Raw genomic sequence first — 25700 nt, 5'->3', positions numbered from 1 at the left:
AATTCTCCCTCCGCCCAAGCGGATCAATAATACTCAATACCCTTGAATACCCGTGCTCCAGCACCGGTATTTGCCATTTCTGACTCACCAATCAGCTCGTACCGATAGCCCTTCAGGTCACTGGAGCCCTCATCGGCATTCATGGAACTGCCGCTTGTGATGATAATTTCCCCCAGATATCGCACCTGGTATCTTCCTGTCACCCCATTTGAAGCATCCAGCGTTTGCTCCACCTTGGAGCTTTCTTCCGACGCTGACTGCATGGATTCCCGCAACAGATCGAGGTCATTCGCATAGAGCTGATTCGTAAGCGCACCAACCGTACTTTCAGCAGCCTGAAAGGCCCGGTTGGAATTCTGGGAATTGACGGCCATCCGTTCCTGCATCACCGAAGTGTTCATCCCCGCCACACCAATCAGCGTGAGCACAAGCAAGATTATCAGGCTGATAATAAGTGCCGCGCCACTATGCTTCTGTCCAAAGCCGTTCTGGGATATCTGCTTCATAAGCTGTATTCCTTCAGTCCCGATTGCGGAGCATTACTGTTGAAATAAATGTGCGGCGAAGCCTTCCGTCCTCGGGATGTGTCACAGCTCCAGCAGCAGCGCTCGTCTCAGCCTCAACGGTCTCACCAGGTAGCGCGTAATCCGCAGTATCCCCAATATCTCGCACCTGGTCAGTATGGCTGATCAACATACCAAGTCTGACCGCAACCACACCTGCCATATCGCCGACATTATCTGCGGTGGTATAACGAATATTGTTAGTACCCAACAGCTCCCCATATTCAATCTGCAGGCTTTCTACCCCCTCGACGATTTCCTGAGGTGCAGAAAACGAACCGTCCAACGCCAAGCTTTGCCGATACAGAGCAAAAATGGCGTTTCCTTGAATATCGCTCCTGCCGGTATCTGCAACGAAGTAGATACTGGAAGAAAAGCGCATAATCCTGGCAGCGTCAGTGTAGGCCTGACTCAGGCGATTAGCGGTATTCACATTATTTGCGTGCGCCCATGTGCCCGAGGACGGTGTGCTCGAGATCCGGAACAGGTCGGAAGCCTCGCAATCGGATATCAGAACCAGGTCGTTCTGAGCAAAGCGAACAACATCGTTCCCCACAACCTGGACGTTCGCATTATCTGCGGTCATATTCCCCGTCAGCTCGATTTCCATTGATTCGCCGCGCTGCACGGCAATAACATCACTACCTATACGCGCACTCGACTCGATGGTTGTATTGTCATATTCCGTTCCATTGGCCCAGGTACCACTGTCAACTTCCCAGCCACGCAGTGTCGTTTCGAAGAAGTTGGAGGTGGGCGGGTTGTTGGCAATTACGTTCAAGGTCACATCATCGGGATCGGCACAGCCCTGAAACCCAACCATCCGCATATCCCTTGCCATAACGTCAGTCGCTATGCGCCCGGATTCCTGGATTCTGGCAAGGGAGGTGGCCAGACGTGAGGTCTGACTCGAATCCATGTAGACAGTGAAAATACCCAATATCAGTGTTGTACTGAGCGCCAACGCAATAATCAGTTCAACTAGGGACAAACCACGCTGACGCCCTGCTCGGCAGCTGTTTTTATGGCCATGAGAAAGCTTCATCATTCCGAACCTCACAATGTAAAGCGGACAGAATAAGCACTATCGCCGGCGATCTGTTCACTAGCATCACCGCCCCTGCTCGCCTCCTGCCATTGCACCGTAACCGTGTATACATTCGACGCCGCATCGAACTGAATGCTGCCAACTCCGCCAGGGACCATAGTTATACCGCTTCCAACACTCTGAATTTGCCTGGTCCAGCCCACAAGATCCAGTGTTACCTGATCGGAAGGTGTGCATCCGGTTGCAAGACTTGCACATCCAGGCAATGCAGTTGACGCGCCGTCGGTGGTAAACCCACCATAGCTGGCGGCCATATTACTGTTAGCACGCATCCGATCCGCCATGTCATAGGCCAAAATGCTTGCCTGTGTACGAAGGTAGGCCCCCTGATTATTGCGCATACCTTCAAATAGCAGTCCCGCCAGCCCGAGCAAACCAATTGCAAGGATAAAAAGCGTTACGAGGATTTCGATCAGCGTGAAACCATTCTGACAACGCGTCCGCAACTGATTACCAGGATTCTTCATTACTTGAGGTTTCTGTTTGCGCATCGTGCTTTCTACCCTCACGGACATGAAATGTCGTTGCCGTCATGATCATTCAGAACACCGGCCGTGCCACCACTGTCCCTCGCCAAACGCGTTTGCCCAGAGACATTGACAACAGTCGCTCTTGCCCTCGCGGCTCCACGGTCATCGCAGATTATGAAGGTGCCAGAAGCGTTACCTGTGGCAGAGGGAACGGGAAATCCGTTACTGGCAAATTGAACCCAGTTACCGCTGTCGCTGCTCAAGTCAACAACCCTGAGCGAATTTCCACCAGACAGGGCGCCACGAACTTTCAGCAACTGATCACCATCGGCCGTTTCAAGCGCTCGATCGCCATCGATATCGCGGAAAACAACCCAACCAGTTTCCCATGCTGCACTACCCGAGCAACTTGCACTATCAGTTGAGCCGCAGACCGTTACCACACCCGCTCGAAGCTTCGACGCCTCACTACGCGCATAACTGATCAGGCTAGAGGTTTCATTAATCTGAGCAGTCAGTCGATTATTCAAAACCGTCTCTTGGAACGACGGAATAGCAAAAGATGCAACGACCGCCAGAACAACGATCGTTATCATCAGCTCAAGCAACGTAAAACCCGAGGAGCGTTGAAATCCCGACATAATTCTTCCCTATTTCTATCTGATTACAGACTATTTAGAGTCCGAAAGGGAAGCTACTCCCTTACGACAAGCGGAAGCCCCATGCGGATAAACGGTCACTAAATGAGTGGTTACGAGAAATTGCTCACAAATCAGTCGAGCACGAAACTGTTTGGCGGGGTGTCTTCCCGGATGAACAGGAGTTTCATCCGGAGGCATGAAAAATGAGGCGGGAAGTCAGGAAACCTCGACAGCATCGATTCTCAATTCACGCGGCATAGAAAACACAATATTCTCCTCCCTGCCTGCAATTTCTTCCGGAACATGCCCCCCCAGTTCACGCAGGCGGGAAATCACATCGTTCACCAACACTTCCGGTGCAGAGGCACCGGCGGTAACACCCACTGAAGTCTTGCCGTCCAGCCATTGCGGCTCGATCTGCCCTGCTTCATCAATCAGATAAGCCGGCGTTCCCATCCGTTCCGCCAGTTCCCGCAACCGGTTGGAGTTGGAACTGTTGGGCGAACCCACCACCAGCATCAGATCGCAATCGCCGGCCAGTTGTTTGACCGCATCCTGCCGGTTCTGGGTGGCGTAGCAGATGTCGTCCTTGCGAGGGCCCTCTATTTCAGGAAATTTGGCCCGCAGGGAATCGATTACCCGGGCGGTATCGTCCATGGAGAGGGTAGTCTGGGTGACATAGGAAATGCGGCTAGCGTCTTTCACGTCCAGTTTCGCAACGTCTTCCTCGTCCTCAACCAGGTAGATCTCACCGCCATTGCTGTGGTCATACTGCCCCATGGTGCCTTCTACTTCGGGATGGCCATGGTGGCCGATCAGAATGCATTCCCTGCCATCACGGCTATAGCGCATCACTTCCAGATGCACCTTGGTAACCAGCGGGCAGGTGGCGTCGAACACTTTGAGGCCACGGCGAGCAGCCTCACTCTGAACCGCCTGGGAAACACCGTGAGCGCTGAAAATCACCAGCTTGTCATCGGGCACCTCGTCCAGCTCATCAACGAAAACAGCACCGCGATTGCGCAGGTTATCCACCACAAACTTGTTATGAACCACCTCGTGCCGCACGTAAATCGGTGCGCCGAATACATCGAGGGCGCGATTAACGATTTCGATGGCGCGGTCCACGCCGGCACAAAAGCCGCGAGGATTGGCGAGTCGGATCTGCATGGTAAATTCCCGGTACTGGTTAATGAGCCGTCTAAAAGTCAGTGCGCTGGCTTTGCCGGTTCGACGTCAATGATTTCCACATCAAATGTCAGTGTACGCCCCGCCAGCGGGTGATTGAAGTCCACTTCTACTTCATCCCCCTCGACGCGGCTGACCACACCCGGAAGTTCGCTTTGCCGGGCATCCGCAAATGAAATCATCACACCCGGCTCGAGCACCATGTCAGCACTGAACTCATGGCGCTTGAAGGTCTGAAGGTTGTTCGGGTTGTGCTGGCCAAACGCTTTCTCGGGCGGCACCTCATAGCTCTCCCTATCACCCGCCTTCATGCCCATCAGGTAGGCTTCAAAATTCTCCGGCAGGTTATCATCACCAATTTCGAGCGTGGCCGGTTCCTTCTCGAAGGTGGAGTCAATCACCTCGCCATCGGGAAACTTCAGGGCAAAGTTCAGCTTTACGCGGGTGCCCTTGTCTACGGGAAGTTCTTTCATGAGCGTTATTTACTCCTTTCGGCATTCCCGTCGGCATCGGCGGGTTTGCGGAAAATATCAAGGATCATCATGGCGGCGCCGATCGTTATCGCGGTATCCGCCAGGTTAAACGCGGGGAAATGCCAGTTCTGCCAGTAGAAGTGCAGAAAATCGACAACGTAGCCGTGAACGACACGATCATAAACGTTGCCAAGAGCCCCTCCGAGAATCAGTACGATGGCAACAGCTGTCCAGGTTTCATGGCGCTGAAGATTTCTCAGCCAGTAAACCAGCACGCTGCTAACAACGAGCGCGAGAGTTACAAAGAACCAGCGCTGCCACCCGGCCGCTTCAGCCAGGAAACTGAACGCTGCCCCGGTGTTATGGAGCAACGTCAGATTAAACATAGGCATGACCGGCACCGGGTCACCGTAATCCAGCATGGCGGTGGCCATGGCTTTGGTGCCAAGATCAATCGCGATCACCAACACCGCCAGCCATAGCCATTTCAGCTTGGTTCCGATTTCCTGCTCAGCCATTGCCGTCTCCATCAGGCAAAGGAGCGGGCTTCACCGGGCCCTTCCACATTAATGACGCAGCGGCCACACAGGTCTCCATATTTGGCATTGCGCCCCACATCTTCCCGATGATGCCAGCAGCGCTCACACTTGGCGTGCGTCGCAGGTGCCACTTTCACCCGCAAACCTTCGTGGCCAGTGACTTCAGCGTCACCTGCTTCGGAAACCGGTTTAACGGTCGCCTCGGAAGTGATCAATACAAAGCGAAGCTCTTCGCCCAGATGCTTCAGGTCGGCTGCCAGGTCACCTTCGCAATAGAGGGTGACTTCGGCGCTCAACGACCCCTTGATCTCACCACGGGCACGTGACTCCTCCAGGCACTTGTTGACAGCCTCCTTGACGTTATACATCTCACGCCAGTAATCCCGACCCAGCTCAGTCGTTTCAGGCAGTTCAAACAGGCCTTCGTACCAGATCTCATAAAATACGGTGTCGCTGCGTTTGCCTGGCAGCTGCTGCCAGATCTCATCGGCGGTGAAGCTCAGAATCGGGGCAATCCAGCGGACCAGAGCTTCGGCAACGTGATACAGAGCCGTCTGACAGGAGCGCCTGGCGAGACTGTCCGCCTGAGTGGTGTACTGGCGATCCTTGATAATGTCCAGATAGAAGCCACCAAGAATGGCCTCACAGAAATTGTAAACTTTCTGGTAGATCCTCAGGAACGCGTAGTTCTGGTAATCCTCATCCAGCTCTTTTTGCAGCTGCAACGTACGATCCACCATCCAGCGGTCCAGGGCGATCATGTCCTCTGGCGCCACCATATGCTGGCCGGGCTCGAAACCGGTCAGGTTGCTGAGCAGGAAGCGCGACGTGTTACGGATCCGGCGATAACCATCGGCCGTCTGACGCAGTATGTCCTTGGATACGGTCATTTCACCGCTGTAATCGGTCGCCGCTACCCACAGACGGAGGATATCGGCACCCAACTCATTCATGACCTCCTGGGGCGCGATAACATTGCCCAGGGACTTGGACATCTTGTGTCCCTTGCCATCGACGGTAAACCCGTGGGTCAGTACCTGCTTATAGGGTGCCTCGCCATTCATGGCGATAGAGGTTTTCAGGGAGGACTGGAACCAGCCTCGATGCTGATCTGAGCCCTCAAGGTACATGTCTGCCGGGAACTGACCAAGTTCGGAACGAACCCGTAAAACCGAGTCGTGCGTAACCCCGGAGTCAAACCAGACATCCAGAGTATCGGTTACCTTTTCATACCGTTCCGAGTCATCACCCAAAAGGTTCTTGCCGTCGATATCATACCAGGCGTCGATGCCGCCCACTTCGACCTCCTGAGCGACCTTCTCAATCAGACTCTGGGTATCCGGATGCAGCTCCTGAGTTTCCTTATGGATAAACAGAGTGATAGGAACGCCCCAGGTACGCTGGCGGGAAATACACCAGTCCGGCGACTGGTTAAACATGGCTTCGATCCGGTTCCGGCCCCACGACGGAACCCAGCGCACACCCTTGATGGCTTCGAGGGCATCAGCGCGGAGGTTTTCCTTGTCCATGCTAATGAACCATTGGGGGGTGGCACGGTAAATCAGCGGCGTTTTGGTCCGCCAGCAATGGGGATAACTGTGCCGGAATTTCTCCGAGCGCACGAGTTTGCCCTCACGCTCCAGCGCGGCGCATACCGGTTCATCGGCCTTGTACACATGCACGCCCGCCAGCTCGCCCGCCGCACTGGTGTAGGTACCGCTGGCCTGAACCAGGTTGATGGTGCCAATGCCGTAGGCCTTGCCCACTTCAAAGTCTTCCACACCGTGGTCCGGTGCGGTGTGCACGGCACCGGTACCCGCATCGGTGGAAACATGATCACCCAGAATGACCGGTACCCGCTTGTCGTAAAACGGATGCTGCAATGCCAGATGCTCAAGGTCAGCACCAGCACAGGTAGCCAGGACTTCGAACTGTTCCACATTCCAACGCGCCATGATGCCTTCCACCATGTCCGCAGCCACGATGATGCGCTCCGGCCCCTGCCCTACATCGGCTTGCACGAGGGCATACTGGAAGTCGGCGTTCAGGGATACCGCCTGGTTGGCCGGTATGGTCCAGGGCGTGGTGGTCCAGATAACAACAGACACATCGCCCTCACCCTTAGCGGTACCGAACAGTGCCAGGGCTTTCGCCTGATCCACTGCAGTGAAGCGCACATCAATCTGGGTTGAGGTCTTGTCCTGATACTCTACTTCGGCTTCCGCCAGTGCAGACTGACCGACCACACTCCAGTAAACCGGTTTGTAACCACGAACCAGGTGCCCCTTGGCCACAATCTTACCGAGGGCCCGGACAATGCCCGCCTCGACCTTCGGATCCATGGTCAGGTAAGGCTTGTCCCATTCGCCCATAACGCCCAGGCGAATGAAATCTTCCTTCTGGCCGGCAATCTGTTTAGTGGCGTAATCACGACAGGCCTGACGGAAGGTTTTGTAATCCACCTTCACACCGGCCTTGCCAATTTCCTGTTCCACCTTGTGCTCGATCGGCAGACCATGGCAGTCCCAGCCTGGAACATAAGGCGCGTCGTATCCCATGAAACTGCGGGACTTGACGATCATGTCCTTGAGAATCTTGTTGACCGCATGACCGATATGAATACTGCCGTTGGCATAGGGAGGGCCGTCATGAAGAATGAACTTCTCCCGACCCTCACGCTGCTTGCGCAGGTTGCCGTAGACATCGAGGTCCTGCCAGCGTTTGAGCATTTCAGGCTCGCGCTTGGCCAGGTTACCGCGCATGGGAAAGGCGGTTTCCGGCAGATTCAGGGTATGCTTATAGTCGCTCATGGTCTGTGTGCGTACTCTTTTGGTCAGTATGGGTCAGTAATCAACTACGTGTGGGCCAGGGTCATCGGTTTTCAATGAGTAGTCCGGGACGATCCAGCCTTGGCAATCCATGCCCTGGCATCGTCAAAGTCACAGGCAATCTGTTCTTTAAGCGCATCCACGGAATCAAACCTGATCTCTTCCCTCAGTCCGTGGCGAAAGACAACTTCTATATGTCGGCCGTAAAGTGTGCCAGCAAAGTCAAACAGGTGCACTTCCAAGGCTGGCTGCTTGCCGTCGACGGTCGGGCGCAGGCCGATGTTGGCAACACCGTCATAAACCAACCCGTCGTCAAGTTTCGTGCTCACAACATAAACACCCTGCAAAGGCGCCATTCTCTGCAACAGTATGTTGGCAGTCGGAGCCCCGATTTGACGCCCTAACTGCCGGCCGTAAACAACTCTGCCGCGAATCCGGTAAGGATGGCCAAGAAGCACTTCAGCTTCCTCGAGCCGGTTCACATTGAGCCGCTCCCGAATCCTTGTGCTGCTCACCCGCTCACCATCAATGGTCACTGTACGGGTGTTCTCAACCGTAAACCCCTGTTGCTCGCCCGCTTCACGAAGCAGCATGAAATCGCCTGTGCGGTCGCAGCCAAAACGGAAGTCATCGCCGACAACCAGGTGACGAACCCCCAGACCATCCACCAGCACAGCATCAATAAACTCACGGCTGGTCAGGCGTCGAAGACGCCCGCTGAAACGCAGGCAAAGCACATGGTCGATACCGGCTGCGGTCAGTGCTTCGAATTTCTGCCGGAAAGACATCAGCCGCGGAGGCGCTTCAGCACCCTGAAAAAACTCTCTGGGCTGGGGTTCAAACACCATCACCACCGACGGCAAACCAAGGCTTTCAGCCTTTTCTTTTACCTGCTCGAGAATGGTCCGGTGTCCAATGTGCACGCCATCGAAATTTCCAATGGTTGCAACACACCCATTCGAGAGCGGTGAATCCTCGCGCCGGGACAGCATGTTCAGGTTGGTCAGGCCACGGATAAGACGCATGTAATGCGAACCTTCAATTGCCAACTGGCTTTCAGCGCCCTTCCCGCACCTGTCAGAAGCGCATTATTACTCGGTGCTACGGGAACGCTGGTGAGAAAACGCGCGATTATACCTTACCTCTGGCGGAAATGTCTTACCCGGACGCCAGCCAGGGCAAGCGCAAGAAAATAGACTGCCACACCGGCGCCCACGAGCGTTGCCATGTCTCCGGCCCGCTCATACCCACCAGCAGCCAGCCACGAGCTGGCCGGCGCTTTCAGCCAGAGAATGGTGCCAGCCAGCGCAGCATTGGCGAACAGCATTTGCAGCAGGAATCTCGGCCAGCCCGGCTGGCTGTGCCATGCGCCCTCCTTGCGCAGCCCTCTCCACAATAAAAACCCGTTCAGCCAGGCCGACAGTGACGTGGCCAGGGCGAGGCCAGCATGGGCCAGCGGGACGATAAGGGCGAGATTGAGGACCATATTGGCAACCATGGCGATAACGCCAATTTTTACCGGAGTCCGGGTATCCTCGCGAGCAAAAAACCCGGGGGCCAGGACCTTAATCAACATAAACGCCAGAAGCCCGGCCGAGTATGCCCGCAAACTCTGTGCAGACATCACCACATCCCGGTCTGTCACTTCACCGTAATGAAACAGGGTGGCAATCAGAGGTTCAGCAAGCAGGGCCAGCGCCAGCGCTGCCGGAAGACCAATCAGCAATACCGCCCTTACAGCCCAGTCAAGCGTGGCAGCGAACTGGTCCGGGGAGGCTGCCGCATGCTTCCGGGAGAGACTTGGCAGAATAACTGTGGCAATCGCAATGCCGAAGACGCCCAGAGGTAACTCGGACAATCGATCCGAGTAATAGAGCCATGACACGCTGCCGGTCTGAAGAAACGAGGCCAGGACTGTATCCAGCAAAAGGTTGATCTGACTGACGGAAACACCAAAAAGTGCCGGCGCCATCAGCTTAAGGATGCGGCTAACCCCCTCATGGCGGTAATCGACCCGGGGGCGCGGCATAAGCCCGAGACGCATCAAAAACGGCAACTGGAAAAACAACTGAAGCGCGCCGGCGATGAACACACCCCACGCCAGCGCCATAACAGGTTCATCCATCAGCGGCGTGAGGTAAATGGCCGCCCCTATCATGGCCAGGTTAAGCAGGACCGGTGTAAATGCGGGCACGGCGAACCGGTCATAACTATTCAAAATACCGCCCGCAAAGGCCGTCAGGGAAATCAACAGAAGATATGGAAAGGTAATGCGCAACATGTCACTGGTCAGGGCAAACTTCACATCATCGTCAAGGAAGCCCGGCGCAAAAACAGCCGTCAGAACCGGCGCCCCCAGCATGGCGACCAGCGTAACCCCCAGCAGAATCAGCCCCAGTGAACCGGAAACCGCATCAACCAGCCGTTTAACATCAGAAACCGACTGACTCTCCCGATAGGAGGACAACACGGGCACAAAGGCCTGGGAAAAAGCACCTTCCGCAAACAGCCGCCGAAGAAAATTGGGTATTTTAAAGGCGACGAAAAAAGCATCCGCCCCCGTACCTGCACCAAAATAACGGGCAATCACCATATCCCTGACCAGGCCCAGTACCCTGGACAGCATGGTCATGACCCCCACCAGTCCCGAGGAGCGGAGCAGGCCTGGCGCTTTGGGCAGCGATTTATTGTCGGGAGTGGTTTCAGATTCCGAAGACATGCAGGCCCTGATCTGGCGGTGAACATCCTTATGGACAGACATCACGGGAATTACTTGCTTAGCCCGGACACCTGCACCCAGTGAGCGGCGAGTTTAACACAGGCCTTTGGTGTCGGGGGATGAAATGGGTTTTGGTCTTGACATTTTGGGGCTTCAGCGGCATAGTTCGGCGTCATTTATTTCGACGCGCTGGTTTTGGCGCGCCCGCGATGTAACGAATCATTCAGCAACGAATTTAAGATTTTCAGGAGTTTTACGGTGGCAAATTCCCCGCAAGCCAAGAAGCGCGCACGTCAGAACGAGAAGAACCGCAAGCACAACAACAGCCTGCGTTCCATGGCTCGTACTTACATTAAGAAAATCCAGTCCAAGATTGAGGCTGGCAACTACGAAGAAGCTCAGGCAGCTTTCCAGCAGGCTCAGCCGATTCTGGACAGCATGGTTAACAAGGGCATCTTCGCCAAGAACAAGGTTGCTCGCAGCAAGAGCCGCCTGAGCGCCAAGATCAAGGCTCTGAAGAGCGCGTAAGCGGACTTTTCTTCAGATTAAAAAAACCGGCCATTTGGCCGGTTTTTTTTGTGTCCGAGAAACTAGTTTACACGATAACCAGATTATCCCGGTGAATCATTTCCTCACCGGAAACGTAGCCAAGCACCTCCACGATCCGGTCACTGGAACGGCCTGCAATGGCCCGGGCCTCGTCCGAACCGTAATTGACCAAACCGCGGGCAACCTCCTTACCTTTTTGATCAACGCACGAGACCATTTCACCGCGACGGAACTGTCCCGTAACACTTTTTACCCCGACGGGCAGCAGACTCCGCCCTCCGAGGCACACCACTTTAACGGCCCCGTCATCCAGGATCAGCTTGCCACGAGTCTGCAGGTGGCTGGCCAGCCACTGCTTTCGGGCGGCGATTCTACCTTGCTCAGGCAACAGTAGCGTGCCGATAACATCACCCTGACGCAAACGGGTAATTACCCCCTCGATCCGCCCACCGACAATCACAGTGAACGCGCCTGAGCGAGCAGCCAGACGAGCTGCACGAACCTTGGTCTGCATACCACCCCGACCCAGGGCACCAGCACCCTCGCCCGCCATGGCGTCCAGTTGATGATCACCCGCCTTGTGCTCAGTGACCAGCCGGGCATCCGAATGCGTGCGGGGATCCTTGTCAAACAGACCAAGCTGATCGGTCAGAATAATCAGACCATCGGCCTCAATCAGATTAGCGACAAGGGCACCCAGCGTATCGTTGTCACCAAAACGGATTTCATCGGTGACCACCGTGTCATTTTCATTAACGATAGGGACCACGCCGAAATCCAGCAGAGCGCGCAAGGTGCTGCGGCCATTCAGATAGCGTTTGCGATCAGAAAGATCATCGTGCGTCAGAAGGATCTGCGCGGTGTGCACACCGTGGCGCTTGAACTGAGCCTCCCACGTTTGCACCAACCCCATCTGGCCGACTGCGGCGGCGGCCTGCAACTCGTGAAGCTGCTCCGGACGGGCCGACCAGCCCAACCGGCTCATGCCTACGGCAACCGAACCAGAGGAGACGATAACCACTTCCACACCATCTTCAATCAGCTCCGCAATCTGGTCCACCCAAAGACCCAGCGAGGCCACATCCAGGCCTTTGCCGTCATTGGTCAGCAGAGCACTTCCGATTTTGACCACCAGGCGGCGGGCCTGGCGCAGCTGGGTGCGTTCACTCATGATGCGTGCGATTCTCTCGATTTACTCTGGGGCGTAGACCACTTCAACGTCGTAATCATCATCATCAAAGTCGTCATCATCGTCATCCTGGCGGGCAGACCTTCGGGCCTGCCGCTCCGCCTCGATCCGGGCCCGCGCTTCTTCGTCCATCTGACGACGGCGCGCAGCTTCGCGCTCAGCAAACTCGGGATTCTCTGCCTCTTCCTGCGCCTGCTCCTCGATCCAGCGCATGACCGCCTGAGAAAGCGGCTTTGTGCCTTCGCCACTGAGTGCAGAAATCCGGAAAACCGGCCCTTTCCAGCCCAACTCATCCACGATCGCCTGACAATGGGCATCACGATCCTCTTCGGCCACCATATCGACCTTGTTGAGCACCAGCCAGCGCTCCCGGTTTGCCAGAGTTTCGCTGAACTTTTCGAGCTCATGCTCAATTGCCCGAACGGACTCCACCGGCGAGGACTCATCGTAGGGCGCAACATCAACCAGGTGGAGCAGCAGGCGTGTCCTGACCAGATGCTTCAGGAACCGGATACCCAGACCCGCACCTTCTGCAGCCCCTTCAATCAGCCCCGGAATGTCAGCAATAACGAAACTCTGGTGTGCCTGGACACTCACCACCCCGAGATTGGGCACCAGTGTTGTGAACGGATAGTCCGCCACCTTCGGACGCGCAGCGGAAACCGAGCGAATAAACGTGGACTTGCCCGCATTGGGCATACCCAGCAACCCCACATCTGCCAATACCTTCAACTCAAGCCGAAGATTCCGGAGTTCACCTTCAGAGCCCTTGGTGGTTTGCCGCGGCGCGCGGTTCACAGAGGACTTGAAACGGGTATTGCCGAGACCGTGGAAGCCGGCCTGAGCAACTTTCAGACGCTGGCCGGCATGAGTGAGATCACCCAGCACCTCATGGGTATCCATATCAACAACTGTGGTACCCACGGGCACCGGCAATGCCAGATCTTCACCTTTCGTACCGGTACAGTTCCGGCCTGAGCCGGGCTCGCCATTCTGCGCCTTGTGTTTGCGCTGGAAGCGGTAATCGATCAGCGTATTCAGCGCGCTGTCGGCTTCCAGATATACGGAGCCACCATCCCCGCCGTCACCACCGTCAGGACCACCTTTCGGCACATATTTCTCGCGCCGGAAACTGAGGCAACCATGCCCGCCCTTTCCGGCTTCAACGATGATGGTGGCTTCGTCTACGAATTTCATGGATAAACCCTTTGCGCTTCGCGCATAAACTAAAAAGCCCCGCAGCCTCTAGGAAGCTTTGCGGGGCTCCAGACAACACTGACAACTGACTATATCAGGATATCAGTGCCATCCAAGGTTCGACAGAACCGGATCGCCGCTGCTTACGCAGCTGGAACGATGCTCACGAACTTGCGGCTCTGCGGGCCTTTGACTTCGAACTTCACCTGGCCTTCCGCTTTCGCGAACAGGGTGTGGTCCTTGCCAATGCCAACGTTGTTGCCGGCGTGGAAACGGGTTCCGCGCTGACGAATGATGATGCTGCCTGCAGATACAGTCTCGCCGCCGTAGCGCTTCACACCAAGTCGTTTCGACTCGGAATCGCGACCGTTACGGGTACTACCTGCTGCTTTTTTATGAGCCATTACAAGCCTCCTGGTTTAAGGGGTGATTCCAGAGCCTCAGCCCTTGATACCCGTGATCTTGACTTCAGTAAACCACTGGCGGTGGCCCTGACGCTTCATGTGGTGCTTACGACGACGGAACTTGATGATGTTAATCTTGTCGTGACGGCCGTGGCTAACCACTTCCGCTGTCACCTTGGCACCATCAACCACCGGCGCGCCTACCTGAACCTTGTCGCCATCGGCAACCAGCAGAACGCGATCAAACTCAACGTTGCCACCTGTTTCAACTTCCAGCTTTTCCAGCTTCAGGGTTTCGCCTTCTTTCACACGGTGCTGTTTACCACCGCTAACAATAACTGCGTACATTAACATTCTCCGCGATTGACCCATCCCTGCTCTTATCCACCTGGTTCTAAGGGAAGCGCTCTGGCAACCCTATAGCAGGGAGCGCAGGTTGGGATGAGTTGGGCGCGTGATTGTACGAAAAGGCGCTTCGCAATACAAGCCAAGTTGACACTGTAGGCAGCAATACCTAGCATTGCCGCGACCTGCCCAATTTATCAACATCAGTTTCAACTGAGAACCAGCAAGGGATCCACAAGCCGCATGACAGCCGAGCGCATTTACGACACCGTGGCAGAGGACTTCAGCCGCGTTAACGACTTGATCATTCAGCGGCTTTCATCAGACGTCCCTCTGGTGGAAAAAATAGCTCAATACATCATCGAAAGCGGCGGTAAGCGCTTGAGACCACTGCTGGTTTTGCTATCAAGCCAGGCTGCAGGCTACGACCGGGATGATCATCTGAAGCTGGCCGCCGTGATTGAATTCCTGCATACCGCCACACTGCTCCACGATGATGTCGTCGACACCTCCGATATGCGCAGAGGCCGAAGCACTGCTAACGCCCGCTGGGGCAATGCTCCGAGCGTGCTGGTAGGTGATTTCCTCTACGCACGTGCTTTCGAGATGATGGTGGAGCTCAAAAGCCTTCCCATAATGCAGGTTCTCTCTCATGCAACTGCCGTCATCGCCGAGGGCGAAGTCATGCAGCTGATGAACGTTAAAAATCCGGATCTTACTGAAGATCAATACATGCAGGTCATCCACAACAAGACCGCCATGCTGTTTGAGGCCGCCTCCCATACCGGGGCCCTGCTCGCCAATGCCAACCATCAGCATGAACAGGCCCTGAAGGATTACGGAAAGCACCTTGGACTGGCGTTCCAGCTTGTGGACGATGTGCTGGATTACCGGGGAGACGCCGAAGCCATGGGCAAGAACGTGGGGGATGATCTGGCCGAGGGCAAGACTACCCTGCCACTGATTTACGCCATGGCAAATGGTAAAGAAGATGAGCGACAGCTCATCCGCCAGGCAATCCGCAAGGGCGGCCTGGATGACCTGCCGCAGATTCTGGAAATCGTGGAGACATCCGGCGCACTCGAATACACCATGCAACAGGCCAGAACCGAGGCAACCCGGGCTGCAGACCGTCTGTCCGGCCTTGCAGCGTCACCCCACAAGGAAGCTTTGGAACTGCTGACACAGATGGCCGTGGCACGGGTTAGCTGAGACTTGCCCGGCCGTGTGGCGCATCGAAATCCAGCTCAGGCCCGACCGGAACAACCTGGGAGGGGTTAATGGTGCGCTGGCTTACATAGTAATGCCGTTTAATCTGATCAATAGCCACCGTGCTGGCCACGCCGGGCACCTGATACAAATCCCTAACATACTCTGAAAGCGCTGGAAAATCGGTGATCCGTTGGCGGTTGCACTTGAAGTGACCAAAGTACACGGCATCAAACCGGATCAACGTCGTAAACAAGCGCCAGTCTGCCTCCGTTAACTGCTCGCCGACCAGATACCTCTGCGCTGACAGTCGCTCCTCAAGCCAATCCAGTGACTTGAAAAGCTCGGTATATGCTTCTTCGTACTTGTCCTGAGCTGTCGCGAACCCTGCCTTATAAACACCATTATTAACGGTGTGGTAAACACGCTCGTTCACCTCATCAATTTCAGCGCGAAGCGACTCCGGATAGAAATCGGTATCGGCATTGACGCCCTCAAGCCCGTTAAACGCCGAATTGAACATCCGGATAATCTCGGCGGACTCATTGCTGGCAATGGTTTGCTTCTCCTTGTCCCATAACGCCGGCACCGTGACCCGACCGGTATACCCGGGAGCCGCTCTGGTATAGAGCTGGTGCATAAATCGGAAATCGAACAGATGATCCCTGTGCTGATCATCCTCCGGCCGGAATTCCCAACCGTTCTCAACCATATCGGGATGAACCACTGATACCGATATGTGCTTCTCCAGACCTTTCAGTTTTCGAAAAATCAGAGTGCGATGCGCCCAGGGACATGCCATGGAGACGTACAGATGATAACGCCCTGACTCGGCCTTGAAACCACCGTCACCGGCCGGCCCGGGGGATCCGTCGGGCGTCACCCAGTTCCTGAACCGCGCAGCTTCTCGCTCGAACTTGCCACCGGTCTTGTCGGTGTCGTACCACTGATCATGCCATTCGCCATCGATAAGAAGACCCATTTCTGACCCCCAATGAATATAATGGTGCTTTAACGAGAAAGGGTGCGCATATAGCTGTCCGCCACGCGCCTGAACCCTACATTTAGAGAGAAGAATACCGGCGACCCTGCTACCCTCTCAAACAAGCATTTCTGGCCAACAACCTCAGATAATTCGAACATGCATACAGCCATCACCATAGACGCCCTGAAAGTCCTCGATGCGATTAACAGAAAAGGGAGTTTCGCCGGAGCCGCCGGCGAGCTTTTCAGAGTGCCCTCCGCAATCAGTTATACCGTGCAAAAACTGGAGGAGGACCTGAATGTCGCCATTTTCGACAGAACCGGACACCGGGCAACACTGACCCCTGCCGGCCGGTACCTGCTTGAGGAAGGGCGAACACTCCTGGAAGCTGCGGAAAACCTGGCCCACACCACGAAACAGGTCGCTCAGGGCTGGGAAACCCGTTTACGCATCGGCTTCAACTCACTGCTTCCGGCGGAATGCCTGTTTCCGGCCATCCGCGAGTTCTATGAACTGGGCGTTCCGGTTGATGTGCAAATTATCGAGGACGTCTTCGCCGGTGCATGGGACGCCCTGCAAAGCCGTCGTGTTGATCTGGTTGTCGGCGCAGATCATTTCAGTAAGCCCGCTGGCAACTTCACCACCAAGACACTGGGCAACATGCCCTTCGTTTTTGCCGTTGCAAGCAACCACCCCCTCGCCAGCGCGAGCGGACCACTAACCGAGGACGATATATCCAAATACCCTGCCGCCGTCGCCGCCGACACGTCCCGCTCTCTTCCTCCTGGCCATGCGGGCATATTTCGCCGCCAGCGCACATTAACCGTCGCCAATATTGATCAGAAGATTGCCGTTCAGGAATCGGGCCTCGGCGTAGGCTGGCTACCCCTGGCCCGGATCCGCAGGCAACTGGATTCGGGCAGCCTGATCATCAAGCATGTGAACGAGCCCAGACAACCTATCGCGCTGCACCTGGCCCGCCACGCCGAGGACCAGGGCAAAGCCCTGATGTGGTTCTGGAGGCGCCTGACCTCGGATAGCACCATCACCGACTGGCTAACTGATTGAAATGAAAATTTTTAAATATGGCCCGTGGACGCGCTGACAATGGGCAAATGAGTCAACTTTAAACCCGTTCCATTCGTTTATACTGGGGAAACAGTTAGCCAAAGGGAGTTCATTGATGCGGCAGCTTTCGGAACTGGATGCCTCATTCCTCTACCTGGAATCCGAGACCACACCGATGCATATCGGGGGCATCTATCTATTTGACGCCAGTGAGCGGAAGACGCCCCTTGCGTTCAGTACGTTCGTTGCCTATCTGCGCAGTCGCCTGCACGTGGTACCTGTGTTCCGCCAGCGGTTGAAGGAAATCCCCTTACGTCTCGGCCGGCCTTACTGGATTGACGACCCTGATTTTAGTATTGAAAGACACCTTGCCTATGTGAACCTTGGCGAAAATGGCCACAAGACCAGCCTGATGACACTGGCCTCGAAGATCCTTGAAGAGCCGCTAAAGCGCGACCGCCCGCTATGGCACATCACGTTTGTAGACGGATTCAAACTGGATGAGGAGGATTCTGGCAGTAACGGCTTTGCCCTGATTGTCAGACTCCACCACGCCGCCATTGATGCATTCAGTGGTGAAGAAATCATTGGCAAGCTCCTTGAATACACCCCCGAACCAAGAGCGATCAGCGCGCCAAGACCCTGGCAACCGCGCCCCGAGCCCTCCGAAGAACGCGTCATCATCCAGGCCGGTGCCAATATTCTGAGAACACCGCTGCAATTTACCTCTCTCGCCGTCAACGCTGCCGAGGCAACTGCCCGAGGACTGGTTCAGAGGCAGCTACGCAAACTCCCGTTGCCGTTGCCCCTGTTTTCCGCCCCGCATAGCCCGTTCAACCGACAGATTACAGCCAACCGCCAGATTGTTGCCGCCAGCGTCGGTCTGTCGCGCCTGAAGGCAATCAAGGCGACGCTCGGAGACGTTACACTTAACGATGTGGTGCTTGGCTTGTGCGCAGAAACGCTTCGCAGATACATGAACAATCACGGCGCTGACACCGGTAAGTCCCTGGTTGCCATGACGCCAATCTCGGTGCGCTCGAACAGCTTGCGCCGAGCCACCGGAAACCAGATGTCGGCCATGCTGCTGGATCTTTCCACCAGCGAGCCTGATCCGGCTTTACGTATTCGCAGGATTCACTGGAATGCGGTGGCATCGGAACCTTATCGGGAAGCGATCGCAGCGGATCGTCTGACTGAACTTCTGCCCTCAACGATGCTCGCGCTATCCGCCAGGTTATATTCTGAGCTGCAAATCGCACAGCGTTACCAACCGGTCTTCAACTTGCCAATCACCAATGTACCGGGACCCCAGGTGCCGCTGTATCTGCAGGGGGCTCGCCTGGTCCAGCAGTACAATACAGCCCCGCTATTCGACAGCATGGGGCTTGTGATTGTGGCAATAAGCTATCAGGGCAAGCTCACGGTGAACTTCACACTCTGCCCGGACGTGGTAGCAGACGGAAGCTCACTGGAAAATTATGTGAACGAAAGCCTGGATGCAATTGAAGAGGCTGCGAACCGCCTTGGGCCAGAGGGCGGCCATGAAGAAGCGCCAGCAGCGCATCCTCAATCGTTAACAGATGACGCACTAACCGCGCTTGAAGGCATTCTGCAAACGGTCCTGCAGCGTTTCAGGAGATAAGGAGAAACCTGCGGGTTAGCGCAGGTCAAACAAGCTTACTCGAATGCCCAGCGGAGGAATGCCTTTTTCTCATCTTCCGTGGCGGTCGCCCAGACAGACTTGAGCGTATTCAGTGCACTTCCCCCGGACGCAGCTTCTGCAGCTTGACTGCCGGAAAGGTTCGGCGTGCGGTCCCAGACCTTGCTCGGCTCCCAAACGCTGGATTCAGCAACAACCTGGCCGTCTTCCTCTATAACAGTCGCTGAGAATCCCTCCAGCATCCCCTCAGCCTCACTGCGTGATTTCGGCTGATCATAACGGAAACGATAGACAGCATCCGGTTCGGCATTAAAACGCACAACCTGCGGGGCACTTTTTACCACATGCACCTTTGATTCGCCGTTTTCGACCACCCCGGACTTTGCCCAGATCGTTTTATGAGTAAACACCACCTCGTTTTCCCCAGGCAACAGAGCATAATTCAGGGCGAAGTCATCCATCAGAAAACTTGTCATTTTCTGACCATTAACCTGGGAAACCTGAATCGGACCCGGTGCTTCCAGCGTGGCTGCATTGGCCGCAGATGCCGGACTTCCCTGCCAGGTTTCAACTTTAGCTACATTCGACGAGCAGCCGGCCAGTGCAAGCAGGAGAACACCTGACAGGCCCCATCGGCCACTCTGCTTAACGGCTAGAGAGCACGACTTGTACAAGCTTAAAACGTGACAGATGTTCATTTAATCTCCTTGGTATGAGAGGAAGGGCGCGAATACAGGTTAGCACCGGTTTCATTGCATTCTGACGAGTGCGGCCGATCAGGGCAAGCCAGCTTGTTGAGCAGCTTGCGGCCCGCTCACAGCACCCGCTCTGCTCCTGACTGAGACCTATCTCGTAAAAATGTAAAAAAATGTTGAATTTGTATGGAATTGGATTAATTTTAAACAGATCGGCAAAACAAATTAAGCGCCCGATAACGAGAAAGAAAAAAACGGGCACAGGAGAAGCCATGGACACCCATTGCAGGTCCGGAGAACAAGGGCCAGTGCCCTTTCGCAGTAGCCGATTCTTCTGCGTCGGAAGCAAGTGGTACTTCACAACCCGGGAGGGCTTTGATAGCGGCCCCTTTGCTTCGCGGGAACGCGCCGAAACTGGTCTGAAGCGGTTTTTACACGTCGTCAGATTATTACCAGAGGAACAACAACTCCACTGACCGGGAGTTACTGGCCGAAAAAAACGTGTTCATACAATGACCGGCATCAACCACCGGTCAATGGCGAACAGGCACCCCAATGCCATAAATCCCGCGACAACGTCATCAATCATAATGCCGAGCCCTCCTGGCATACGCTTGTCGAGCCATCCGATGGGCCACGGCTTTACAATGTCGAATAGACGAAAGAGAGCAAAAGCCATTAACACGCCGTAAATGTGATCCGGGAAAAGGCCAAGGGCAATCCACATTCCCACGAACTCATCCCAGACAATCCCTCCGTGATCATGAACTTTCAAATCGCTTGCTGTCTTCCCGCATAACCAGATACCGACCAGAAAAGCGACGAAAACAAGTAACCAATAGGTAAAGGCCGGGAGCCACGCGAACACGTACCACAAGGGAATAGCCGCCAGACTCCCCCAGGTTCCGGGGGCGCGTGCGGTCGCGCCGCTGCCAAAGCCGAAGGCAAGAAAGTGAACGGGATGCTTCAGAAACCCCGGTGGAAGCAATGCGTTCGGCAGATCCGGTTCGTCTATCTGATCATGCCCGCTCATGACACTCCCCCAAAATGATCGAACCCGAGGGCATCACCCTCTACAGAATGAGGAGATCCCAGGAGGCGAAGGCCTTGATCATGCTCGATTGTACCAATCATGGTAAGTTGCTCCTTCAGTTGCTCCGGAGCAACCTTCCAGCATTCGGGAGAGACAGTCACACAAAGCTCATAGTCATCACCCGAACTCAACCCGTAACGTGCCGCTTCACTACCCTTGACGTTACAAAGCGCCGGGGACAAAGGCAGCTTTGTTACATCAACAGTGGCGCCTACGCCTGAGGCTCTCAGGATATGCCCGAGATCGGCAATCAGACCATCAGAAATATCGATACAGGAAGACCCAAAACCCACAAGCGACTTGCCCAGGTCGAGCCTGGGCGAGGGGTGATGGTAACGGCCAAGTACAAACGCGATGTCATCCGATGGTTCGGGCTCGTCCAGAAAGTCCAACGCAGCACCGGCATCGCCGAGCGTTCCGGACACAAAGACCAGGTCACCAGCCCTCGCTCCGGATCGACTTAACGCCTCGCCACGCTTTATGGTGCCATGCACTTGCAGGCTCACGACCAATGGCCCGCGGGTTGTGTCACCACCAGCCAATACCAGACCGAAACACTCGCTGGCACGGGACAACCCCATGGCAAACCCTGCAAGCCACTGCTCATCAGCCACCGGTAATGTCAGGGCAAGGGTAAAACACACCGGGTCCGCCCCCATGGCCGCTAAATCACTGGCAGCTGCTGCCAGAGCTCGCCAGCCAAGATATTCGGGACAATACCCTTTCGGAAAGTGGATGCCTTCCACCATGGTATCGATGGAAAACACCAGATCCTGATCTGCAGGAATACGTTGAATGGCACAGTCATCCCCGATCCCCAACACAACAGCTTCGGAGCCCTTGTGTTCAGCGAGCGGCTGGAAGTAACGCCGGATCAGATCGAATTCGCCCATGCCCTATCGGGGACGAGTCTCAGCCAAACGCAGGCGACGGCTGAGTTTATCCAGAATGCTATTAACGAACTTGTGCCCTTCCGTTCCGCCAAACCGCTTCGCCATCTCAATGCCTTCGTTAATAACCACCTTGTAGGGAACATCAAGGCGGTACTTCAACTCGTAGGCACCCAGACGCACGATAGCCATTTCGATGGGGTCCACTTCAGTGACAGGACGATCCAGGAAAGGCTCCAGGAGCTTGTCCAGCTCGCCCTGCTCCCGGTGAACGCCACGCAGCAAATCCCGGAAGTACAGCAGATCCACCTTACCCATGTCGTTGTCGACCAGGAATTCGGCTTCGATGTCTGAAATAGAGCTTTTGCTGAAATGGCGTTGATACAGCCCCTGCATCGCCAGAGCCCGCGCACGGCGACGATCGCCGGCTTTGGGCTGACCGGTCGGTGCCGGCTGGGGGGTATTGTCGTCAGTTACGCTCATTACTCACCCAGCTTCTTGAAAAGGCTAACCATTTCCAGCGCAGTAACTGCCGCTTCGGCGCCCTTGTTACCGGCCTTGGTGCCCGAACGCTCAATAGCCTGTTCGATGGAATCCACCGTCAGGACACCGAAGGAAACAGGCACGTCGGTCTCTAGGCTGACAGCACCCAGACCGCTGGACGCCTCACCCGCAACATATTCGAAGTGAGGAGTGCCACCACGGATCACCGCACCGAGGGCAATGATGGCGTCATAGTTCGAAGTCTCTGCAACACGCTTGACCGCCAGGGGCATCTCGTAAGCACCCGGGACCCGAATGATGACGATGTCATCGTCGGAAATCCCGTGGCGACGCAGGGTGTCAACGGCACCCTCAACCAGACTCTCGACCACGAAGCCGTTGAACCGGCCCACTACGAGTGCATACCGACCGCTGCACTGAGTAAAATCACCTTCAATTACTTTGATATCTGCCATGCATGGCTCCTTCACTGGTCACGGCGCACTGGCCATGACCGGGTTAATCATTCGGGGGTATAGGGAACGTATTCAACCACTTCCAGATCGAAACCGGAGATGGCAGAGAACTTGATCGGCGGGCTCAACAGGCGCATCTTACCAACGCCAATATCCCGCAATATCTGAGAGCCGGTGCCCACGGTAAAGTAAACACCGGAGCTACCCTTGCCGGCGGAGCCTTGGCCTTCGTCAAAGAACTCGTGAATGCGATCCTCCAGGTTATAGCTGTCTTCGGCGCTGTTAAGCAGCACTACGGCACCCTTCCCTTCCTCTGCCACCTTTTCCAGGGCATGGTGCAACGGCCAGCTGCGAGAATCCTTGCGGCGGGCACCAAGCAGGTCTCTTAATGTGTCGGTGATATGCACACGCACATAGACCGGCTCGTCGGAGCTGATGTCACCCATAACCATAGCGAGGTGAGTGGCGCCCTGGATGCTGTCCCGGTAGGTGCGCAAACTGAATTCTCCATACTCGGTATCCAGCTTGTTCTCCTCCACACACTCAATGGTGCGCTCGTTCATAGTGCGATAGTGGATCAGGTCAGCAATAGTGCCAATCTTCAGGTCGTGCTCTTCCGCGAACCGTTCCAGATCTTCACGGCGTGCCATGGAACCGTCATCATTCATGATTTCACAAATCACGCCGGCAGATTCGGAGCCGGCAAGCGCAGCGAGGTCACAGGAAGCTTCGGTGTGGCCGGCACGGCTGAGCACGCCACCCGGATCGGCCATCAGCGGAAAGATATGGCCGGGCTGGACCAGGTCTGACGCCTTGGCGTCACGGGCAACTGCTGCCTGAACCGTGCGGGCCCGGTCTGCAGCGGAAATACCAGTGGTAACGCCTTCTTTCGCTTCGATAGACAGGGTGAACTTGGTGCCGAAGCCTGACGCATTCTGCTGAACCATCAGCGGAAGACCCAGTTGTTCGCAGCGGTTACGGGTCATCGGCATACAAATAAGACCCCGACCGAAGCGAGCCATGAAGTTGATAGCTTCAGCCGAACAGTGTTCAGCAGCCATCACCAGATCGCCTTCGTTTTCGCGATCCTCGTCGTCCATCAGAATAACCATCTTACCCTGACGAATGTCTTCAATGATTTCTTCAATGCTGTTCAGTGCCATACGGTTTTGCACCCTTGCGGTTTATCGATAGCCTCAGGCCGTCGAAACACCGTGAATTTAATGATTACCGGCGTGCCAGGATCAATCGTTGATCCTCACCCACCTGACGTCGATCCAGCACCTTCCATTGTACCTTGTCTGCCATCGATTCCAGTGGCAGGTGGGCCGTGGGACGTCCTGTGCTGCCCAGAAAAACCGGGGCCTGATAGAGCCAGAGTTCATCCACCAGCCCTTCGCTGATAAAGGTTCCTGCCAGTGTCGGACCCGCTTCCACCAGCAGCTCGTTAATACCAAGTTCGCCGAGGGAATCAAGCAGTTCCGCCACGTCAATGCCGTTGTCTTTCCAGGCGACCCCATTAATGCTGATCCCTAACGCCGCCAGATCCTGAGCGGGCGCCGTTGCCAGCGTAGACGAGGCACAGAACACCTGGACGTTACCGCCCTGCAAAATGTTCGCAGAAGGCGGTGTGCGGGCATCTCGGTCAGCGATGACCCGAAGCGGCTGCCTGGACGGTTCGGTGGCATCACCTATCCCGCCCAGCTCTTCCCGACGCACCGTCAGCGAAGGATCATCCGCCAGAACCGTGCCGACACCAGTCACAATCGCATCACTGATTGCTCTCAGGCGCTGCACATCCTGACGGGCTGCAACGCCGGTGATCCACTGGCTTTCCCCGGATGCCATGGCAGTGCGGCCATCCAGGCTGGCAGCCATCTTCAGTCGCACCCAGGGTCGCCCGGTGTTCATCCGCTTCATGAACCCCGGGTTCAGTCCGGCCGCTTCATCAGCCAGCAACCCTTCGGTGACCTGAATGCCGGAATCGCGAAGCAACTCAAGTCCGCGCCCTGACACCGACGGATTGGGGTCTTTCGTGGCTGCAAACACATGCGCAACGCCCGCATCGATTAACGCACGGGCACAGGGCGGGGTCCGCCCGAAATGGCTGCACGGTTCAAGCGTCACGTAGACCGTTGCACCACGCGCCGAGGGTCCGGCCTGACTCAGGGCCCGGATCTCGGCGTGCGCCTCTCCGGCTCTTTCGTGCCAGCCCTCACCCAGAATCCGGTCGCCTCGGGCAATCACACAGCCGACCCTCGGGTTCGGGTGTGTCGAGTAACGACCGCGCCAGGCAAGCTGGACGGCCCGCGCCATCATGGCCCTGTCACGGACGTCGGTCATGCTTTTCCCTTCGAGGAGTGGTCGCCGGCCAGCACTTTCGCAACATCAACCGCATTTTCGCCATTGCTTGCCGATAGCCGTTCAATCTCTTCCTTGAACTCGTTGATGTCCTGAAAGCTGCGATATACCGAGGCAAACCGGACGTAGGCAACCTTATCCAGCTGCCTCAGTTCGATCATTACCTCTTCGCCCAGCTGCATCGACTTGACCTCCCTCTCACCGGTGGCACGAAGCCGATATTTGATTCGGTTCAGTGCGGCATCGATTTCTTCAATACTCACCGGGCGTTTCTCAAGCGCTTTCATAAGACCGGAACGCAGCTTGTCCTCGTCAAAGGGCTGACGGGTTCCATCCTGCTTGACGACCCTGGGCATCACCAGCTCAGCACTCTCGAACGTCGTGAAACGCTCATGACAGGACAAACATTCCCTGCGGCGCCGTACCTGATCGCCCTCGGCCACCAGGCGCGAGTCAATCACCTTGGTATCTGCTTCACCACAGAAAGGACAATGCATAATCAGAAACTCCGGAGAGGAGGCCGGAGCCGAACACCCAACTCGGTATCCGGCCCGGCAGGTCTTG

Annotated in this window: 28 protein-coding genes; 5 read left to right on the top strand and 23 right to left on the bottom strand. The window is 55.8% G+C overall.

Annotation, left to right across the window (positions count from 1 at the left end):
* Window positions 1-23: 23 nt before the first annotated feature.
* The 10 genes from KFJ24_RS00695 to murJ form a co-directional block, all read right to left on the bottom strand.
* Complete coding sequence (locus KFJ24_RS00695; protein WP_250829163.1) at window positions 24-506, bottom strand: PilX N-terminal domain-containing pilus assembly protein; 483 nt, start codon at window positions 504-506, stop codon at window positions 24-26.
* Between the two features lie 13 nt (window positions 507-519).
* On the bottom strand, window positions 520-1611 hold the full coding sequence (locus KFJ24_RS00690) for a PilW family protein (RefSeq protein ID WP_250829162.1): 1092 nt from the start codon (window positions 1609-1611) through the stop codon (window positions 520-522).
* 8 nt (window positions 1612-1619) lie between these two features.
* Window positions 1620-2162, bottom strand: a complete 543-nt coding sequence (gene pilV / locus KFJ24_RS00685) for a type IV pilus modification protein PilV (protein WP_250829161.1) — start codon at window positions 2160-2162, stop codon at window positions 1620-1622.
* A 14-nt stretch (window positions 2163-2176) separates the two neighbouring features.
* Window positions 2177-2782: a GspH/FimT family pseudopilin gene (locus KFJ24_RS00680; protein ID WP_250829160.1), complete on the bottom strand. Its 606-nt coding sequence runs from the start codon at window positions 2780-2782 to the stop codon at window positions 2177-2179.
* Window positions 2783-2998: 216 nt separating this feature from the next.
* Window positions 2999-3952 (bottom strand): 4-hydroxy-3-methylbut-2-enyl diphosphate reductase, encoded by a 954-nt coding sequence (gene ispH / locus KFJ24_RS00675; RefSeq protein ID WP_250829159.1) that lies wholly within the window; start codon window positions 3950-3952, stop codon window positions 2999-3001.
* A gap of 38 nt (window positions 3953-3990) precedes the next feature.
* Complete coding sequence (fkpB, locus tag KFJ24_RS00670; protein WP_250829158.1) at window positions 3991-4443, bottom strand: FKBP-type peptidyl-prolyl cis-trans isomerase; 453 nt, start codon at window positions 4441-4443, stop codon at window positions 3991-3993.
* A 5-nt stretch (window positions 4444-4448) separates the two neighbouring features.
* The gene (gene lspA, locus KFJ24_RS00665) at window positions 4449-4973 is read right to left on the bottom strand and encodes a signal peptidase II (protein WP_434967990.1); all 525 of its coding nucleotides are present in this window, start codon (window positions 4971-4973) and stop codon (window positions 4449-4451) included.
* Window positions 4973-7792 (bottom strand): isoleucine--tRNA ligase, encoded by a 2820-nt coding sequence (gene ileS / locus KFJ24_RS00660; protein ID WP_250829156.1) that lies wholly within the window; start codon window positions 7790-7792, stop codon window positions 4973-4975. Before ileS ends, lspA begins: the two co-directional genes overlap by 1 nt.
* A gap of 71 nt (window positions 7793-7863) precedes the next feature.
* Window positions 7864-8835, bottom strand: a complete 972-nt coding sequence (gene ribF / locus KFJ24_RS00655) for a bifunctional riboflavin kinase/FAD synthetase (RefSeq protein ID WP_250829155.1) — start codon at window positions 8833-8835, stop codon at window positions 7864-7866.
* A gap of 113 nt (window positions 8836-8948) precedes the next feature.
* Window positions 8949-10529 carry a murein biosynthesis integral membrane protein MurJ gene (murJ, locus tag KFJ24_RS00650; RefSeq protein ID WP_250829154.1) on the bottom strand — a complete coding sequence of 527 codons (1581 nt, stop codon included), beginning with the start codon at window positions 10527-10529 and terminating at the stop codon, window positions 8949-8951.
* Window positions 10530-10787: 258 nt separating this feature from the next.
* Here murJ and rpsT point away from each other — a divergent pair, with 258 nt between their 5' ends.
* Window positions 10788-11057: a 30S ribosomal protein S20 gene (rpsT, locus tag KFJ24_RS00645; RefSeq protein WP_250829153.1), complete on the top strand. Its 270-nt coding sequence runs from the start codon at window positions 10788-10790 to the stop codon at window positions 11055-11057.
* Between the two features lie 67 nt (window positions 11058-11124).
* Here the strand turns inward: rpsT and proB are convergent, their stop codons facing one another.
* From proB to rplU, 4 genes are all read right to left on the bottom strand, one after another.
* Window positions 11125-12249 (bottom strand): glutamate 5-kinase, encoded by a 1125-nt coding sequence (proB, locus tag KFJ24_RS00640; RefSeq protein WP_250829152.1) that lies wholly within the window; start codon window positions 12247-12249, stop codon window positions 11125-11127.
* Between the two features lie 21 nt (window positions 12250-12270).
* Window positions 12271-13464, bottom strand: a complete 1194-nt coding sequence (gene cgtA / locus KFJ24_RS00635) for an Obg family GTPase CgtA (protein WP_250829151.1) — start codon at window positions 13462-13464, stop codon at window positions 12271-12273.
* A 143-nt stretch (window positions 13465-13607) separates the two neighbouring features.
* Window positions 13608-13868: a 50S ribosomal protein L27 gene (gene rpmA / locus KFJ24_RS00630; RefSeq protein ID WP_250829150.1), complete on the bottom strand. Its 261-nt coding sequence runs from the start codon at window positions 13866-13868 to the stop codon at window positions 13608-13610.
* 36 nt (window positions 13869-13904) lie between these two features.
* On the bottom strand, window positions 13905-14216 hold the full coding sequence (rplU, locus tag KFJ24_RS00625) for a 50S ribosomal protein L21 (protein WP_219868811.1): 312 nt from the start codon (window positions 14214-14216) through the stop codon (window positions 13905-13907).
* 240 nt (window positions 14217-14456) lie between these two features.
* Between rplU and ispB the strand changes: the two genes are divergently transcribed.
* Window positions 14457-15425 (top strand): octaprenyl diphosphate synthase, encoded by a 969-nt coding sequence (gene ispB, locus KFJ24_RS00620; protein ID WP_250829149.1) that lies wholly within the window; start codon window positions 14457-14459, stop codon window positions 15423-15425.
* Here the strand turns inward: ispB and KFJ24_RS00615 are convergent.
* Complete coding sequence (locus KFJ24_RS00615; RefSeq protein ID WP_250829148.1) at window positions 15418-16404, bottom strand: glutathione S-transferase family protein; 987 nt, start codon at window positions 16402-16404, stop codon at window positions 15418-15420. The two genes, ispB and KFJ24_RS00615, sit on opposite strands and share 8 nt — an antisense overlap.
* A gap of 159 nt (window positions 16405-16563) precedes the next feature.
* Between KFJ24_RS00615 and KFJ24_RS00610 the strand changes: the two genes are divergently transcribed.
* The gene (locus KFJ24_RS00610; protein WP_250829147.1) at window positions 16564-17475 is read left to right on the top strand and encodes a LysR substrate-binding domain-containing protein; all 912 of its coding nucleotides are present in this window, start codon (window positions 16564-16566) and stop codon (window positions 17473-17475) included.
* A 115-nt stretch (window positions 17476-17590) separates the two neighbouring features.
* Window positions 17591-19120 (top strand): WS/DGAT/MGAT family O-acyltransferase, encoded by a 1530-nt coding sequence (locus KFJ24_RS00605; protein WP_250829146.1) that lies wholly within the window; start codon window positions 17591-17593, stop codon window positions 19118-19120.
* Window positions 19121-19155: 35 nt separating this feature from the next.
* Here KFJ24_RS00605 and KFJ24_RS00600 read toward each other — a convergent pair whose 3' ends face one another.
* Window positions 19156-19836, bottom strand: coding sequence for a DUF2057 family protein (locus KFJ24_RS00600; protein ID WP_250829145.1), 681 nt, complete (start codon window positions 19834-19836; stop codon window positions 19156-19158).
* A gap of 170 nt (window positions 19837-20006) precedes the next feature.
* Here KFJ24_RS00600 and KFJ24_RS00595 point away from each other — a divergent pair, with 170 nt between their 5' ends.
* Window positions 20007-20309: a DUF6316 family protein gene (locus KFJ24_RS00595; protein ID WP_350455557.1), complete on the top strand. Its 303-nt coding sequence runs from the start codon at window positions 20007-20009 to the stop codon at window positions 20307-20309.
* Between the two features lie 29 nt (window positions 20310-20338).
* Here the strand turns inward: KFJ24_RS00595 and KFJ24_RS00590 are convergent, their stop codons facing one another.
* The 7 genes from KFJ24_RS00590 to nrdR all read right to left on the bottom strand — a co-directional run bounded on the left by KFJ24_RS00590 (window position 20339) and on the right by nrdR (window position 25633).
* Window positions 20339-20866, bottom strand: a complete 528-nt coding sequence (locus tag KFJ24_RS00590; protein WP_250829143.1) for a phosphatidylglycerophosphatase A family protein — start codon at window positions 20864-20866, stop codon at window positions 20339-20341.
* Window positions 20863-21819: a thiamine-phosphate kinase gene (gene thiL, locus KFJ24_RS00585; RefSeq protein WP_250829142.1), complete on the bottom strand. Its 957-nt coding sequence runs from the start codon at window positions 21817-21819 to the stop codon at window positions 20863-20865. The genes KFJ24_RS00590 and thiL overlap by 4 nt, the downstream gene beginning before the upstream one ends.
* A gap of 3 nt (window positions 21820-21822) precedes the next feature.
* A complete protein-coding gene (gene nusB / locus KFJ24_RS00580) occupies window positions 21823-22299 on the bottom strand; it encodes a transcription antitermination factor NusB (RefSeq protein WP_250829141.1) in 477 nt (158 codons plus the stop codon).
* Window positions 22299-22775 (bottom strand): 6,7-dimethyl-8-ribityllumazine synthase, encoded by a 477-nt coding sequence (gene ribH, locus KFJ24_RS00575; protein ID WP_250829140.1) that lies wholly within the window; start codon window positions 22773-22775, stop codon window positions 22299-22301. The genes nusB and ribH overlap by 1 nt, the downstream gene beginning before the upstream one ends.
* Window positions 22776-22822: 47 nt before the next feature.
* The gene (gene ribBA / locus KFJ24_RS00570) at window positions 22823-23938 is read right to left on the bottom strand and encodes a bifunctional 3,4-dihydroxy-2-butanone-4-phosphate synthase/GTP cyclohydrolase II (protein WP_250829139.1); all 1116 of its coding nucleotides are present in this window, start codon (window positions 23936-23938) and stop codon (window positions 22823-22825) included.
* A 64-nt stretch (window positions 23939-24002) separates the two neighbouring features.
* Window positions 24003-25118 (bottom strand): bifunctional diaminohydroxyphosphoribosylaminopyrimidine deaminase/5-amino-6-(5-phosphoribosylamino)uracil reductase RibD, encoded by a 1116-nt coding sequence (gene ribD, locus KFJ24_RS00565; RefSeq protein WP_250829138.1) that lies wholly within the window; start codon window positions 25116-25118, stop codon window positions 24003-24005.
* On the bottom strand, window positions 25115-25633 hold the full coding sequence (nrdR, locus tag KFJ24_RS00560; RefSeq protein WP_250829137.1) for a transcriptional regulator NrdR: 519 nt from the start codon (window positions 25631-25633) through the stop codon (window positions 25115-25117). The genes ribD and nrdR overlap by 4 nt, the downstream gene beginning before the upstream one ends.
* Window positions 25634-25700: the final 67 nt, after the last annotated feature.

The organism is Marinobacter sediminum, assembly GCF_023657445.1.
In the GTDB taxonomy this organism is placed as follows: Bacteria; Pseudomonadota; Gammaproteobacteria; order Pseudomonadales; family Oleiphilaceae; genus Marinobacter; species Marinobacter sediminum_A.
The sequence above is the reverse complement of the archived record's forward strand: the minus strand, read 5'-3'. Positions and strand labels throughout refer to the sequence as shown.

Coding starts and splice junctions, on each gene's coding strand:
- KFJ24_RS00595 (WP_350455557.1), top strand. CDS start 20,007: ATGTTGAATTTGTATGGAATTGGATTAATTTTAAACAGATCGGCAAAA.
- ispB (WP_250829149.1), top strand. CDS start 14,457: ATGACAGCCGAGCGCATTTACGACACCGTGGCAGAGGACTTCAGCCGC.
- proB (WP_250829152.1), bottom strand. CDS start 12,249: ATGAGTGAACGCACCCAGCTGCGCCAGGCCCGCCGCCTGGTGGTCAAA.
- ribH (WP_250829140.1), bottom strand. CDS start 22,775: ATGGCAGATATCAAAGTAATTGAAGGTGATTTTACTCAGTGCAGCGGT.
- nrdR (WP_250829137.1), bottom strand. CDS start 25,633: ATGCATTGTCCTTTCTGTGGTGAAGCAGATACCAAGGTGATTGACTCG.
- KFJ24_RS00690 (WP_250829162.1), bottom strand. CDS start 1,611: ATGATGAAGCTTTCTCATGGCCATAAAAACAGCTGCCGAGCAGGGCGT.
- rplU (WP_219868811.1), bottom strand. CDS start 14,216: ATGTACGCAGTTATTGTTAGCGGTGGTAAACAGCACCGTGTGAAAGAA.
- KFJ24_RS00695 (WP_250829163.1), bottom strand. CDS start 506: ATGAAGCAGATATCCCAGAACGGCTTTGGACAGAAGCATAGTGGCGCG.
- pilV (WP_250829161.1), bottom strand. CDS start 2,162: ATGCGCAAACAGAAACCTCAAGTAATGAAGAATCCTGGTAATCAGTTG.
- lspA (WP_434967990.1), bottom strand. CDS start 4,973: ATGGAGACGGCAATGGCTGAGCAGGAAATCGGAACCAAGCTGAAATGG.
- KFJ24_RS00610 (WP_250829147.1), top strand. CDS start 16,564: ATGCATACAGCCATCACCATAGACGCCCTGAAAGTCCTCGATGCGATT.
- KFJ24_RS00605 (WP_250829146.1), top strand. CDS start 17,591: ATGCGGCAGCTTTCGGAACTGGATGCCTCATTCCTCTACCTGGAATCC.
- thiL (WP_250829142.1), bottom strand. CDS start 21,819: ATGGGCGAATTCGATCTGATCCGGCGTTACTTCCAGCCGCTCGCTGAA.
- ribBA (WP_250829139.1), bottom strand. CDS start 23,938: ATGGCACTGAACAGCATTGAAGAAATCATTGAAGACATTCGTCAGGGT.
- nusB (WP_250829141.1), bottom strand. CDS start 22,299: ATGAGCGTAACTGACGACAATACCCCCCAGCCGGCACCGACCGGTCAG.
- rpmA (WP_250829150.1), bottom strand. CDS start 13,868: ATGGCTCATAAAAAAGCAGCAGGTAGTACCCGTAACGGTCGCGATTCC.
- KFJ24_RS00680 (WP_250829160.1), bottom strand. CDS start 2,782: ATGTCGGGATTTCAACGCTCCTCGGGTTTTACGTTGCTTGAGCTGATG.
- ribD (WP_250829138.1), bottom strand. CDS start 25,118: ATGACCGACGTCCGTGACAGGGCCATGATGGCGCGGGCCGTCCAGCTT.
- ispH (WP_250829159.1), bottom strand. CDS start 3,952: ATGCAGATCCGACTCGCCAATCCTCGCGGCTTTTGTGCCGGCGTGGAC.
- fkpB (WP_250829158.1), bottom strand. CDS start 4,443: ATGAAAGAACTTCCCGTAGACAAGGGCACCCGCGTAAAGCTGAACTTT.
- KFJ24_RS00600 (WP_250829145.1), bottom strand. CDS start 19,836: ATGAACATCTGTCACGTTTTAAGCTTGTACAAGTCGTGCTCTCTAGCC.
- ribF (WP_250829155.1), bottom strand. CDS start 8,835: ATGCGTCTTATCCGTGGCCTGACCAACCTGAACATGCTGTCCCGGCGC.
- cgtA (WP_250829151.1), bottom strand. CDS start 13,464: ATGAAATTCGTAGACGAAGCCACCATCATCGTTGAAGCCGGAAAGGGC.
- ileS (WP_250829156.1), bottom strand. CDS start 7,792: ATGAGCGACTATAAGCATACCCTGAATCTGCCGGAAACCGCCTTTCCC.
- KFJ24_RS00615 (WP_250829148.1), bottom strand. CDS start 16,404: ATGGGTCTTCTTATCGATGGCGAATGGCATGATCAGTGGTACGACACC.
- KFJ24_RS00590 (WP_250829143.1), bottom strand. CDS start 20,866: ATGAGCGGGCATGATCAGATAGACGAACCGGATCTGCCGAACGCATTG.
- murJ (WP_250829154.1), bottom strand. CDS start 10,529: ATGTCTTCGGAATCTGAAACCACTCCCGACAATAAATCGCTGCCCAAA.